Below are 12983 nucleotides of genomic sequence, written 5' to 3' on the forward strand. Positions count from 1 at the left end.
GAACACGCTTTTTCGCCTATTTCGAGGAGCCGGCATCTGCGTCATAACGGATGGCCCGCAAGCCGACGCCGCCCGCTCAGGAGACCCTCATGTCGCAGCCATCCCCGTCGCCGCAAACCCTCGCCCTGCCAAAAGGCGTCGTCGTCAAGGGCGCGCTCGCCGCCCGCTACGACGAGGTTCTGAGCCATGACGCGCTCGCCTTCGTCGCCGAGCTGCACCGCCGCTTCAACGAGACGCGGCTGCGCCTGCTCAGCCTGCGCACCGAGCGCCAGAAGCGCTTCGACGCAGGCGAGACGCCCGATTTCCTGGCCGAGACCCGCCACATCCGCGAGGGCGACTGGACGGTGGCGCCGATCCCCGCCGATCTGCAGGACCGCCGCGTCGAGATCACCGGCCCGGTCGACCGCAAGATGATCGTCAATGCGCTGAACTGCGGCGCAAAGGTCTTCATGGCCGATTTCGAGGACGCCTCCTCACCGCTCTGGACCAACATGATCGAGGGCCAGCTCAACCTGAAAGACCGCTGGGCCAACGCGATCGACTTCACCGACGCCAACACCGGCAAGGCCTATGCGCTCAAGCCCAACCCCGCCGTGCTGATCATCCGCCCGCGCGGCTGGCATCTGCCGGAGCGCCATATCGAGATCGACGGCGAGATCGCCTCGGGCTCGCTGGTCGATTTCGGGCTCTACCTCTTTCACAACGCCAAGGCGGCGCTCGCGGCCGGCTCGGGCCCCTATTTCTACCTGCCCAAGCTCGAAAGCCATCTCGAGGCGAGGCTCTGGAACGACGTCTTCGTCGCGGCGCAGAATGCGCTCGGCCTGAAGACTGGCACGATCAAGGCCACCGTCCTGATCGAGACGCTGCCCGCTGCCTTCGAGATGGACGAGATCCTCTACGAACTGCGCGACCACATGGCCGGGCTGAACTGCGGCCGCTGGGACTACATCTTCTCCTTCATCAAGAAGCTCGCCCGCAACCCGGCCTTCGTCCTGCCCGACCGCTCGCAGGTCGTGATGACCAAGGCCTTCCTGAACGCCTATTCGCTGCTGCTGATCAAGACCTGCCACCGCCGCGGCGCCTTTGCCATGGGCGGCATGGCGGCGCAGATCCCGGTCAAGAACAACCCGGAGGCCAATGCGGCGGCCTTCGCCAAGGTCCAGGCCGACAAGGAGCGCGAGGCCGGCAACGGCCATGACGGCACCTGGGTCGCCCATCCCGACCTCGTCCCCGTCGCCATGGAGGTCTTCGACCGGCTGATGCCGCAGGCCAACCAGCTCGACAAGAAGCGCGAGGACGTCAACGTCACCGCGAAGGACCTGTTGGAGGTCCATCAGGGCACACGCACGGAGGCAGGCTTCCGCGAGAACATCCGCGTCGGCGTGCAGTATCTCGAAGCCTGGCTGCGCGGCCGCGGCGCAGTGCCGATCTACAACATGATGGAGGACGCCGCGACGGCCGAGATCAGCCGTGCCCAGATCTGGCAGTTCGTCAGCTACGGCGTCGAGGTTGACGGCAAGACCAAGGTCACCCCCGAGCTGTTCAAGCGCTGCCTCGCGGAGGAGATGGAGCGCGTGAAAAGCGAGGTCGGCGCTGAGTCCTATGAGAAGGGTCGCTTCCCGGAAGCGATCGAACTGTTCTCGAAACTCTCGCTGGCGCCGCAGTTCGAGGAGTTCTTGACCGTTCCGGCTTATGGGAAGCTTGGCTGACAGGAAGTCCGACCGGCGCTGTCTCAGGATGGCGCCGGCTGGGTCTGGGGTCACTGGCCTGCCGGCAATTCCAGTATCTGGCGCGCGCCCTCGGGCCCGCTACGCAATGCGCAGCAGAAAATGTTTGCGGTCCAGGTTCCGCGCCCTTACAACCTGTTTTATGCTGCATTGCAGCAGGCACGGCGACCAGCGCTGTGCAGGGACGCGCAACCCATGTAGTTCGGCTTTTTTCACGTCAGTTGCATGCTCCGCCCGGCCTCGCCGCTGGGCTGTGAGAGGTTGCGCCACGTGATGCCGACCGGCGGCTCCCGCCTTTCTCTTTTCCATTACGCTATCATTGACGCGCAAGTCCGCGACTTGCCGCGAACGGAGCACTGAATGTCATTTGATCTCTCGAAATTGCGAGCCGAATGGTTCGGCAATGTCCGCGGAGACCTGCTCGCAGGCACCGTCGTCGCTCTCGCGCTGATCCCGGAAGCCATCGCCTTCTCGATCATTGCCGGCGTCGATCCCAAGATCGGGCTCTACGCCTCGTTTTCGATCGCGGTGATCACTGCCATCGTCGGCGGGCGGCCCGGCATGATCTCGGCCGCCACCGCGGCCACCGCCGTTTTGATGATCACGCTCGTCAAGTCGCACGGGCTGCAATATCTGCTGGCCGCCACCGTTCTGGCCGGCATCATCCAGGTCTTCGCCGGCGTCTTCCGGCTCGGTTATGTGATGCGCTTCGTCTCGCGCTCGGTCATGACCGGCTTCGTCAACGCTCTGGCGATCCTGATCTTCATGGCGCAGCTGCCCGAGCTGACCAATGTGCCGATGCTGACCTATGTCATGGTCGCGGCGGGGCTGGCGATCATCTACCTCTTCCCGCGGCTGACGAAGGCGATCCCGTCCCCGCTGGTATGCATCATCGTTTTGACGGTCGTCGCGATCGCTCTGAAGCTGGACGTGCGGACCGTCGGCGACATGGGCGAGCTGCCCTCGACGCTGCCATTCTTCCTGATCCCCCAGATTCCGCTGACGCTCGAGACGTTTCTGATCATCCTGCCCTATTCGGCGGCGGTCGCGGCGGTGGGCCTGCTGGAATCGCTGATGACGGCACAGATCGTCGACGACCTGACCGACACCAAGAGCCAGAAGAACCGCGAATGCGTCGGCCAGGGCGTCGCCAACATCGCCACGGGCTTCATTGGCGGCATGGCAGGCTGCGCCATGATCGGCCAGTCCGTGATCAACATCAAATCCGGCGGGCGTGGCCGGCTGTCCTGCTTTTTTGCCGGCGTCGCACTGCTCTTCCTGATCGTCGTGCTCGGCGATCTCGTTCGCCAGATCCCCATGCCGGCGCTGGTCGCGATCATGATCATGGTTTCGATCGGCACATTCAGTTGGAGCTCGATCACCAATCTGCGCAGCCATCCGCGCAGCTCGAGCATCGTGATGATCGCCACCGTGATCGGCGTGATCGCCACCCACAATCTCGCCATCGGCGTGCTGATCGGGGTGTTGTTGTCCGCGGTGTTCTTCGCCTGGAAGATCGCGCAGTTGTTTCGCGTTACGTCCGAACTGTCGGAAGACGGCACGACGCGGCGCTATCTCGTCGAAGGCCAGTTGTTCTTCGCCTCATCCGACGATTTCACCGCCGCCTTCGACTTCAAGGAGGCCCTCGAAAAGGTCGTCATCGACGTCACCAGGGCACATATCTGGGACATTTCCAGTGTGGCGGCCCTGGACATGGTCGTGCTCAAATTCCGTCGCGAAGGGGCCGAGGTCGAAATCCTCGGTCTGAACCAGGCCAGCGAAACGATCGTCGACAAGCTCGCGATCCACGATAAGCCCGGCGCCCTCGAGCGCCTGATGGGGCATTGAGGGAGATGAACATGGCACGAATCCTGGCACTGCTCGACGGGTCGATCTACGCCCAGAGCGTCTGCGACCATGCGGCCTGGCTGGGCTCGCAGGGCCCGTCATCCATCGAACTGATGCATGTGCTGGGGCGGCGCGATGTCGCCACCGCCTCGCCCGATCTCAGCGGCAATCTGCTGATGGACACGCGCGACACGCTGCTAGCCGAACTCGCCGCGCTCGACGAGCAGAAGGCCAGGCTCAGCCAGCGCCGCGGACGCGCCATCCTCGACGAGGCCAAGGCGCGGTTTGCGCTCAAGGGCATCGAGGTTGCCACGAAGCTGCGCCATGGCGACCTGATCGACGCCTTGCACGACCTGGAGCCGACGACCGATATGGTGGTGATCGGCAAGCGCGGCGAGGCGGCCGATTTCGCCAAGCTGCATCTCGGCTCGAATCTGGAGCGGACCGTCCGCGCCACGACCAAGCCGGTGCTGGTCGCAAGCCGTTCCTTCAAGCCGATCGAGCACGTGCTTGTGGCCTTCGATGGCGGCCCCAGCGTCAACAAGGCCGTGGCCCACATGGCGGAGAGCCCGTTGTTCAAGGGCCTGGAGGTGCGCCTGCTCATGGCCGGTTCGGAGACGGCAGAGGGCCGCCGCCAGATCGAGGCTGCCGCCGCGAAGCTGAACGCAGCCGGTATCCGGGCCCAGGCCGAGATCGTGACGGGCGAGCCCGATGCGGTGATCGTGAAGGCGATCGACAGCCATGCGATCAACCTCTTGGTCATGGGCGCCTATGGCCATTCTCGCATCCGCAGCCTGATCATCGGCAGCACCACGACCGAGATGATCCGGTCATGCGCGATTCCGGTCATGCTCTTCCGATAAGCGCGGCCGGGAATCGTCAAATCGCCAATGAGCGGAGCGCGCCACGGAGCGTGCGGCAGGTGACCCAACCCTGTCTCGCCGCATCCTGGCTCAATCGACGCGGACCTACCACCGCGCCTCTCTTTTGCGAAAGCCCTACGGCGCCGGCGCGACCGTCAGCGTCATCTGGCTGCGGCCGACGCGGCCTTCCTTGTCGGTGGCCTGAATCTCGATGATGTGCCGGCCCGGCGGCACCAGCACGGCCGGCGCCTCGATGCCCTGGGGCGTGATGAAGGCCTTGACCCGCATCGTGACGTCGAGCGCCGGCTGGCGGCGGTAGATCACCCGCACGCTGTCGGGATCGACGGGCACCCCGTTGCTCGGAAGGAACTTGACCGCCAGCCGAAGCGGCTTTCCGGCGACGCCCGTTCCGAGCGTGCCTTGCGTGTCGATGCCGGGCCCGCGGGTGAGGTTACGCACCGCCATCCCCGTCGTGTCGGGCGCCGGCAATCCGGCCTCTTCGCGGGTGATGAGTTGAACCGGCTCGGCAGCACGGGCGGCGCTGATGAGGGAGGAGGCAGCCAGGGCGAGGGCCAAGGCGGCGGCAGAGGCGGCGAGGAGGCGGCAGGAGGGCTTCGGGCGCATCGGTTTCACTTCAATCCCAAAAGGCCGGCAATCAGTCCGGCGATGACGGACAAAACGGTGCTGGCCATGAGAATCGTCGTCTCGATCGTCTTGAGCGTTTCGACCGGCAGCTTGCCGTGCACCGACGACAATCCCCGCCGCAGCTCAGGCAACGAGTCGAGCCCCTTGGCGCTGAGCGCCGCCTGCGAGACGCGCAGCAGCATCCCGGCAAACAGCGAGGCGCCGATGCTCAGCGCATAGAACATCGTTTCGCGCCAGGCGGCGGTTCCCTGTGGCAACACGGGGATGTTGTCGCTCCAGCCCAGCCACGCGTTCATCGCCGCGACGGAAAAAAGCGCAAAGCCGATCGCAACCGCGATATCCGCCTTCGCCAGGCGCGAGCGAACGCCGAGATAGATCGCCCCCGTGGCGAAGGGCACGATGATCGAGCCCGTCCGCAAGACCGAGAGCGACAAATCGAGCCAAAGCACCACCATCCCGTAGACGCTTAGCAGGGCGAGAAAACCGGCTGGCAGCGCCCAGAGCCGTCGGCGCGGGACCGGCGCGCGATCAGCGGCGGCCGGGCCCCTTGCCTCCGCAGCGGCGCTTTCATCCGGCGCGGCAGCGGGGGACGACACGGCCTCGGCTCGAAAGCGGCGGACCTCATCGAGCGCCTGTTCAAGCTGGGCTCGGGCCTCGTCCAGCCCGGCGAGGCGCGCTTCCGCCGCATCAAGGCGCCGCAACAGCGGCAGGACGGGCGTCAGGTCGCGTCCGCAGCAACGGCAGGAGAGCGCGCTGGCGTTGAGCGTAGCATCACAATAGGGGCAGACGAGGTGGCCCTGCACGACGGTTCCGAAAGCCCGCTGACACACGCAAGCTCAAAGACACAACTTCAGGTCGCGTGCAAGCCTCTGCAGTTCGCGCGCAAGTCCTCGAAACTGTCGCCGGCGACTGATTGCAGCGTGTCGCGGACAACGCCCTACGCCCACAACAAGCAACGTCGCCTCATTGCCGGCATCAGCCTCGCGGCCGCAGCATCTGACTGAGCGCGGTCACGGCGAGGCCGATCGCCACCCCGACGGCCAGATCGTCCGCCATCACGCCGACGCCGCCGGAGAGGCGTTCGAGCTCGGAGAGGGGCCAAGGCTTGATCCGGTCGATGGCCAAGAAGGCGGTCGCGAGCAAGGCCAGCGGAACCACGCGCAGGCGAGGGGCAACGACAGCCATGGCCAGCACCCCGGCGACCTCGTCGACGACGATCCGCCGGTCATCCGAGGTGCCTGTCGCGTTGGCCCAGTTTTCCGCCGCCCACCAACCCAGGATGGCAAGACCCGCAACGCCGGCAGCCCCTGTCAGACGATGGCCGGCACGGTTGGCGCCATAGATCAGCGGGAACGAGATCGCCACGGCAAGGCCCGCGCGCAAAGGCTCCAGCAGTCCCGTGCCCAGGACGGTCGCAACGAGAAGAGGGACGCGATCGACGCCGGGTGATGGCAGCACAGAGAAGAGTTCACCCAAGGCCATCACACCCAACTGCTTTCAAAATCCGCTCCTGAGAACGGACGATCGCTCACAGGTTCTGGCGCAGCCGGCATCAGGCGGGCTTGGTGAAACGGACCCTGCGCTGCTGCCGGGCCTTGTCCTGCAGATCGACCGTCGTGTCGGTCTCGTCGACGATTTCGGTGCCCAGCAGCGTTTCGATCGCGTCTTCCATCGTGACGATGCCGGCGGTCCCGCCATAGCTGTCGACCACGAGCGCGATATGCTCATGCTTTTTGACGAAGTCGTTGAACAGCTGAAACAGGCTGTAGCTCTCGGGCACGACCGGGATTTCGCGCATGAAGGCACTCAGCGGCTTGTTGCCTTCATCATCGATCAGATGTTCGAGCACCTCGTCCTTCAGGACGTAGCCGATGATGGTCTCGGAGGTGGCGTCCTCGCGCAAGGGAATCCGCGAATAGGTCAACTCGTCCTGATGATCGTAGAATTCGCGCGCCGTCATTGTCTGCGGCGCCGTCACCATCACCATGCGTGGCGTCATGATGGCGCGCACATGGCGGGTCTTGAACTGCAGCAGGTTCTGGATGAACTGGATCTCGGTCTCGTCGAGATGGCCTTCCTGCGAGCCGATCTGCGCCATGGCCAGGAAATCGGTCCGGCTGAAGATCTGCTTCTCCTTGTTGGAGTTGAAGATGCCGGTGATCGACTGGCAGAGCCAGACGATGGGAGCCAACACTTTCAGAACGAGATCAAGCGAGCGGATCGTGAAGGGCGCCAGAGCCCGCCAGTTGGTCGCGCCGATGGTCTTGGGGATGATCTCGGACAGGATCAGGATCGCGGCCGTCATGACCACGGGCACGGCGAGCCCGGTGATCAGCGGGTTGCTGTCGGCCCAGATCAGGGTCGCCTGCGCGCCGACGCCGATCGCGCCGACCGTGTGCGCGATCGTGTTCAGCGTCAGGATGCCCGCCAAGGGCCGGTCGATGTTGTTCTTGAAGTCGCGCAGGATCAGGCCGGACTTGCTGCCCTTGTTGAGCTCGATCTGCATGTAGGAGGGCGAAATGCTGAGCAGAACCGCTTCCCACAGCGAGCAGATGAAAGACAGCGCGATGGACAGCACCGCAAAGGCGACCAGGAGGGTTAACATCGTGTCCTTCAAATAGAATGAGCCGGGCCGGCAGGATATCCCGGAGTTTGCGGCCTTAGATGGGAATGAAAGATTTTTATACAAGCCACGCCGCCTGATTGGAAGCCGCCTGACCGTTCGGGCAGAAGCGATCGACTGTCGCAATACATCGGCTTGGCGTCATGATCGCTCGGACAGACGCATCAATCCCCCGGCGGCGAAAGCCGAGGGCGGCACTGCCAAGCTGCGCGGAATCGGCTATGCAGGGTCATGACCACGCCCTTCCTCCCCCGCCTCACCGAGACCGTCGCCCGCTACCGCGCCGACATCGCCGGCCCGCGCGAACATCTGGCGCTGCTGCGCTGGCAGATCGAGCAGGGCCACGCGCTCGACGCGCGCGACACCTTTCCCGGCCATCTCACCACCAGCGCCTATGTGCTCTCGCCCGACCATGCCCGCATCCTGCTGATCGACCATGTCGTGATCGGCCGCTGGCTCCAGCCGGGCGGGCATTGGGAGGAGGCCGCAACCTTCGCGGCGTCCGCAGCGCGCGAGGCGGTCGAGGAAACCGGCGTCCAGGGGCTGACGCTGCATCCCTGGCACGGCGGCGGCGACATCCCCTTCGTCATCGACAGCCATGACGTGCCCGGCAAGCCCGCGCGCGGCGAACCCGCCCATATCCATCACGATTTGCAATATCTCTTCCTGGCCGATCCGGACGCACCGCTCGTCGCCCAGATCGAGGAGGTCCACGCCGCCGCCTGGAAGCCGCTGGCAGAACTCGCCGACATCGCCCCGCTGGGACTTGCCCGGATCAGAAGCCTGACACCGCCGGTTTGAAACCGCGCCCCCGACTCGAACACGCCACCGCAAAAGGAAACGCCCGATGAAAACCCGCGCCGCCGTCGCCTGGGAAGCCGGCAAGCCCCTCACCATCGAAACCATCGAGATCGGCGGGCCCAAGGCCGGCGAGGTTTTGGTCGAGGTCATGGCCACCGGCATCTGCCACACCGACGCCTACACGCTGTCGGGGATGGATTCGGAAGGGAAATTCCCGGCGATCCTCGGCCATGAAGGCGCCGGCATCGTCCGCGAGGTCGGCGCCGGCGTGACCTCGCTCAAGCCCGGCGACCATGTCATCCCGCTTTACACGCCCGAATGCCGCAGCTGCAAAAGCTGCCTCTCGCGCCGGACCAATCTCTGCACCTCGATCCGCTCGACGCAGGGTCAAGGCGTCATGCCGGACGGGACCTCGCGCTTCTCCTGCGATGGCGGCGAGGTCTTCCACTACATGGGCTGCTCGACCTTCGCCAACTTCACCATCCTGCCCGAGATCGCGCTGGCGAAGGTCCGCGAGGACGCCCCCTTCGACAAGATCTGCTATATCGGCTGTGGCGTGACGACCGGCATCGGCGCGGTGATCTACACGGCGAAAGTCTGGCCCGGCGCCAATGTCGTGGTCTTCGGTCTCGGCGGCATTGGCCTCAACGTCCTGCAGGCGGCCCGCATGGTCGGCGCCGACAAGATCATCGGCGTCGACATCAACCCGGCCCGCCAGGAGATGGCGCGCAAGTTCGGCATGACCGACTTCATCAACCCGAAGGAAGTCGGCAACGACAAGGTCGTGCAGGCCATCGTCGATCTCACCGGCGGCGGCGCGGACTTCTCTTTTGATGCCACCGGAAACACCGACGTGATGCGCCAGGCGCTCGAATGCTGCCATCGCGGCTGGGGCGAATCCATCGTCATCGGCGTCGCCGAGGCCGGCAAGGAGATCGCGACGCGCCCTTTCCAGCTCGTCACCGGCCGCGTCTGGAAGGGCACGGCTTTCGGGGGCGCGCGCGGCCGCACCGACGTGCCCAAGATCGTCGACTGGTACATGGAGGGCAAGATCAACATCGACGATCTGATCACCCACAAGCTCAGCCTCGACGAGATCAACACCGGCTTCGACCTGATGCATGAGGGCAAGTCGATCAGGAGCGTGGTGGTGTACTGAGGCCATCCGTCATTCTCGGGCGAAGCGCAGCACAGACCCGAGCATCTCTGGCCGGAGGAGGAGCGCCTCTCCGCAGAGCATGCCTGCCCCATAAAAGGCACTGGTTTCCGAGATGGTCGGGTCAAGCCCGACCATGACGGCCACGACCAGAGCATAAGGAACACCCCATGGAACTCGTCTCGTCCTCGAAGGCCTTCGGCGGCTCACAGCGCGTCTATCGCCATGACAGCGCGGCCTGCGCCTGCCCGATGACCTTCGCGATCTTCCTGCCGCCGCAGAGCGAGGACGGACCGGTGCCGCTACTCTGGTACCTCTCGGGCCTGACCTGCTCGCACCAGAACGTCATGGACAAGGGCGAATACCGCGCGGCCGCCGCTGCGAACGGCGTCGCGATCATCTGCCCGGACACCTCGCCGCGCGGCGAGGGCGTGCCCGACGAGCCGGAGAACTGGCAGTTCGGCTCGGGCGCCGGCTTCTACCTCGACGCGACACAGGAGCCCTACGCGAGGCACTACCGGATGGAGAGCTATATCCGCGACGAGCTGCCCGAGCTGGTCGCACAGCACTTCCCGCTCGACATGGCCCGCCAGGGCATCTTCGGCCATTCCATGGGCGGCCATGGCGCGATCACGCTGGCCTTGAAGAACCCCGACCACTACGCCTCGGTGTCCGCCTTCGCGCCGATCGCCCAGCCTTCGACCGCCGGCTGGTCCCGCCCGGCATTCGAGAAATATCTCGGACCCGACGAGAGCACTTGGCGTCCTTACGACGCGACGCTGCTGATCGCCGACGGCCACCGGGTGAAGGACCTGCTGGTCGATCAGGGCACCGCCGACGGTTTCCTCGACGAGGGCCTGCGGCCGCAACTGCTGGAGGTCGCCTGCGCCGCGGCTGGCATCCCGCTCGAACTGCAGATGCGCGAGGGCTACGACCACTCCTACAACTTCATCTCGACCTTCATGGCCCAGCACATCGCCTGGCACGCGCAGCGGCTAGTGAAGGGCTGAACGGCAAGGCGAAGCGCCTTTAACCGTCATTGCGAGCGCAGCGAAGCAATCCAGGGTGCGCCGCGCGAGACGCTGGATCGCTTCGCTGCGCTCGCGATGACGGCGACGCTGCCCCGCCCTCACACCACCGCGGTCAGCCCGCCATCGACCATCAGCAGATGGCCGTTGACGTAGTCGGACGCCGCCGAGGACAGGAAGATCGCCGCGCCGACCAGTTCCTTGGTCTCGCCCCAGCGCCCGGCCGGGGTGCGATTGCAGACCCAGGCGGTGAAGGCCTCGTCGGCGATCAGCGCCTTGTTGATCTCGGTGGTGAAATAGCCCGGGCCGATCGCGTTCGCCTGGATGTTGTGCTTGCCCAGTTCGGCGGCGAGCCCGCGCGTCATCATCTTCACCGCGCCCTTGGAGGCCGTGTAGGGGATGATCGTCGCCCGCCCCAGCTCGCTCATCACCGAGCCAATGCTGATCACCTTGCCGCGCTTGCGCGGCAGCATCCGCTTCGTCACGGCCTGGGTGACGTAGAACACCGAGTGAAGGTTCGTCGCCATCACCTCATGCCAGCCCTCGACCGGGAACTCGTGAATCGGGGCACGCTTTTGCATGCCGGCATTGTTGATCAGGATGTCGATGGCCCCGATCTCCGCTTCGATCATGGCGACGCCGGCCTCGACCGCCACATGGTCGGTGACATCGAAAGGCGCGACCGAGACCTTGCGGCCGGCTGAGGAGATCGCCTGCGCGGCGCGTTCGAGCTTGGCCCTGTCGCGCCCGTTCAGCACGACATGCGCGCCGGCCTCCGACAGACCTTCGGCCAGTGCAAGCCCGATCCCCTGCCCCGAGCCGGTGACGAGGGCGATCTTGCCCTCCAGACTGAACAGCGACAGAGACATGGCGGAAACCTCTCCAGGGGATCGCCGGCATCTTTCGAATTGCGCCGGCTCGGCGAAACTGGGTAAGCAGCTTTCAATCGATTAGACAATATCGGCGAGGCTGTCGGGCCTCCCTCAGCCCTCCTCAGGATGAGGGCTGAGAAGAACGCCAACCCTAGGGAAGAAGCCATGCGCGCCGTCGTCATCCATGCCGAGAAGGACCTTCGCGTCGACGAGGTCGCGGTCGGCGAACCCGGCCCGCTGCAGGTGCGCGTCCGGATCGAGGCCGGCGGCATCTGCGGCTCGGACCTGCACTACTATCTGCATGGCGGCTTCGGGACGATCCGGGTCCGCGAACCGCTGATCCTCGGCCATGAGATCGCCGGCCGCGTCGAGTCCGTCGGCGCCGAAGTGACGCGGGTGAAAGTCGGCGATCGCGTCGCGGTCAATCCCAGCCGGGCCTGCGGCCAATGCCGCTACTGCCAGATGGGCCAGCAGCAGCACTGCACGGACATGCTGTTCTATGGCAGCGCCATGCGCTTCCCCCATGTCCAGGGCGGCTTCCGCGAGATGCTGGTCGTCGAGGAGCGCCAGGCGGTGAAGGTCGCAGACCACGTCACCGCAGCCGAGGCCGCCTTCGCCGAGCCGCTGGCGGTGTGCCTGCATGCCGTCAAGCGCGCCGGCCCGCTGCTCGGCAAACGCGTCCTCGTCACCGGCTCGGGCCCCATCGGCATCCTTGCCATCGTCGCCGCAAAAGCGGCCGGCGCCGCCGAGATCGTCGCGACCGACGTGGTGGACGGTCCCCTGCCCACCGCACTGAAGATGGGCGCTACGCAGGCGATCAACACGATGGCCGAGCCCGACCGGCTCAAGGCCGAATACGGCGCCGAGAAGGGCGCCTTCGACGTCATGTTCGAGGCCTCGGGCAACCAGCATGCGCTGACCGGCGCCTTCGACGTCGTCCGCTCGGGCGGCACGATCGTGCAGATCGGCGTCGGCGGGAACTTCACGCTGCCGATGAACGTCCTCGTTGCCAAGGAATTCGACCTGCGCGGCTCCTTCCGCTTCCACGAGGAGTTCGACTGGGCGGTGGCAATGATCGGCTCGAAGACGATCGACCTCTCGCCGCTTTTGACCGCCACCATCCCCGTCGAGCGCGCGATCGAAGCCTTCGACCTCGCCGCCGACAAGTCGAAGGCGATGAAGGTGCAACTCGCCTTCGGGTGAGGTGTCTGCTGGAACATCACCCTCGCCGTCATTCCGAACAAGCCGCGCAAGCGGCGCTGATACGGAATCCATCGTAAGGTACCCTCGGCGCCCTTCGATGGATTCCGGGTCTGCGCTTCGCTTGCCCGGAATGACGGCGCGGGAATGGTTGAAGCCCACGGCGACGCGCGACATCAGCCGCCCGTCTACGATCCGTCACAAATCGTGAGAAGGCGGA

Annotated in this window: 12 protein-coding genes; 7 read left to right on the forward strand and 5 right to left on the reverse strand. The window is 65.4% G+C overall.

Translation table 11 applies throughout. The annotated features are described in order from the left end of the window. Positions 1–89: 89 nt before the first annotated feature. The 3 genes from aceB to IP69_RS00410 all read left to right on the forward strand — a co-directional run bounded on the left by aceB (position 90) and on the right by IP69_RS00410 (position 4438). On the forward strand, positions 90–1709 hold the full coding sequence (gene aceB, locus IP69_RS00400) for a malate synthase A (protein WP_054140929.1): 1620 nt from the start codon (positions 90–92) through the stop codon (positions 1707–1709). A 378-nt stretch (positions 1710–2087) separates the two neighbouring features. Beyond that, complete coding sequence (locus IP69_RS00405) at positions 2088–3575, forward strand: SulP family inorganic anion transporter (protein ID WP_054140831.1); 1488 nt, start codon at positions 2088–2090, stop codon at positions 3573–3575. Between the two features lie 11 nt (positions 3576–3586). Next, positions 3587–4438: a universal stress protein gene (locus IP69_RS00410; RefSeq protein WP_054140930.1), complete on the forward strand. Its 852-nt coding sequence runs from the start codon at positions 3587–3589 to the stop codon at positions 4436–4438. A 135-nt stretch (positions 4439–4573) separates the two neighbouring features. On the opposite strand, the gene IP69_RS00415 is transcribed toward IP69_RS00410, so the two are convergent. The 4 genes from IP69_RS00415 to IP69_RS00430 all read right to left on the reverse strand — a co-directional run bounded on the left by IP69_RS00415 (position 4574) and on the right by IP69_RS00430 (position 7688). Continuing rightward, positions 4574–5062 carry a hypothetical protein gene (locus tag IP69_RS00415; protein WP_054140832.1) on the reverse strand — a complete coding sequence of 163 codons (489 nt, stop codon included), beginning with the start codon at positions 5060–5062 and terminating at the stop codon, positions 4574–4576. A gap of 5 nt (positions 5063–5067) precedes the next feature. Then, entirely contained in the window at positions 5068–5886 is an 819-nt protein-coding gene (locus tag IP69_RS00420; protein ID WP_054140833.1) for a hypothetical protein, read from the reverse strand. Between the two features lie 172 nt (positions 5887–6058). Next, positions 6059–6565 (reverse strand): phosphatidylglycerophosphatase A, encoded by a 507-nt coding sequence (locus tag IP69_RS00425; RefSeq protein ID WP_054140834.1) that lies wholly within the window; start codon positions 6563–6565, stop codon positions 6059–6061. 70 nt (positions 6566–6635) lie between these two features. Continuing rightward, the gene (locus tag IP69_RS00430; RefSeq protein WP_054140835.1) at positions 6636–7688 is read right to left on the reverse strand and encodes a hemolysin family protein; all 1053 of its coding nucleotides are present in this window, start codon (positions 7686–7688) and stop codon (positions 6636–6638) included. Between the two features lie 249 nt (positions 7689–7937). Between IP69_RS00430 and IP69_RS00435 the strand changes: the two genes are divergently transcribed. The 3 genes from IP69_RS00435 (at position 7938) to fghA (ending at position 10673) form a co-directional block, all read left to right on the forward strand. Then, on the forward strand, positions 7938–8507 hold the full coding sequence (locus IP69_RS00435; protein WP_054140836.1) for an NUDIX domain-containing protein: 570 nt from the start codon (positions 7938–7940) through the stop codon (positions 8505–8507). A gap of 46 nt (positions 8508–8553) precedes the next feature. Next, positions 8554–9666: an S-(hydroxymethyl)glutathione dehydrogenase/class III alcohol dehydrogenase gene (locus IP69_RS00440; protein WP_054140837.1), complete on the forward strand. Its 1113-nt coding sequence runs from the start codon at positions 8554–8556 to the stop codon at positions 9664–9666. A gap of 167 nt (positions 9667–9833) precedes the next feature. After that, on the forward strand, positions 9834–10673 hold the full coding sequence (gene fghA / locus IP69_RS00445; protein ID WP_054140838.1) for an S-formylglutathione hydrolase: 840 nt from the start codon (positions 9834–9836) through the stop codon (positions 10671–10673). Positions 10674–10792: 119 nt separating this feature from the next. Here fghA and IP69_RS00450 read toward each other — a convergent pair whose 3' ends face one another. After that, positions 10793–11560: an SDR family NAD(P)-dependent oxidoreductase gene (locus IP69_RS00450; RefSeq protein WP_156323218.1), complete on the reverse strand. Its 768-nt coding sequence runs from the start codon at positions 11558–11560 to the stop codon at positions 10793–10795. 168 nt (positions 11561–11728) lie between these two features. On the opposite strand from IP69_RS00450, the gene IP69_RS00455 reads away from it, so the two are divergent. Continuing rightward, complete coding sequence (locus tag IP69_RS00455; RefSeq protein WP_054140839.1) at positions 11729–12766, forward strand: L-idonate 5-dehydrogenase; 1038 nt, start codon at positions 11729–11731, stop codon at positions 12764–12766. The last annotated feature ends 217 nt before the right edge of the window (positions 12767–12983 follow it).

The sequence above is a fragment of the Allobosea sp. AAP35 genome, assembly GCF_001295925.1.
Taxonomy (GTDB): domain Bacteria; phylum Pseudomonadota; class Alphaproteobacteria; order Rhizobiales; family Beijerinckiaceae; genus Allobosea.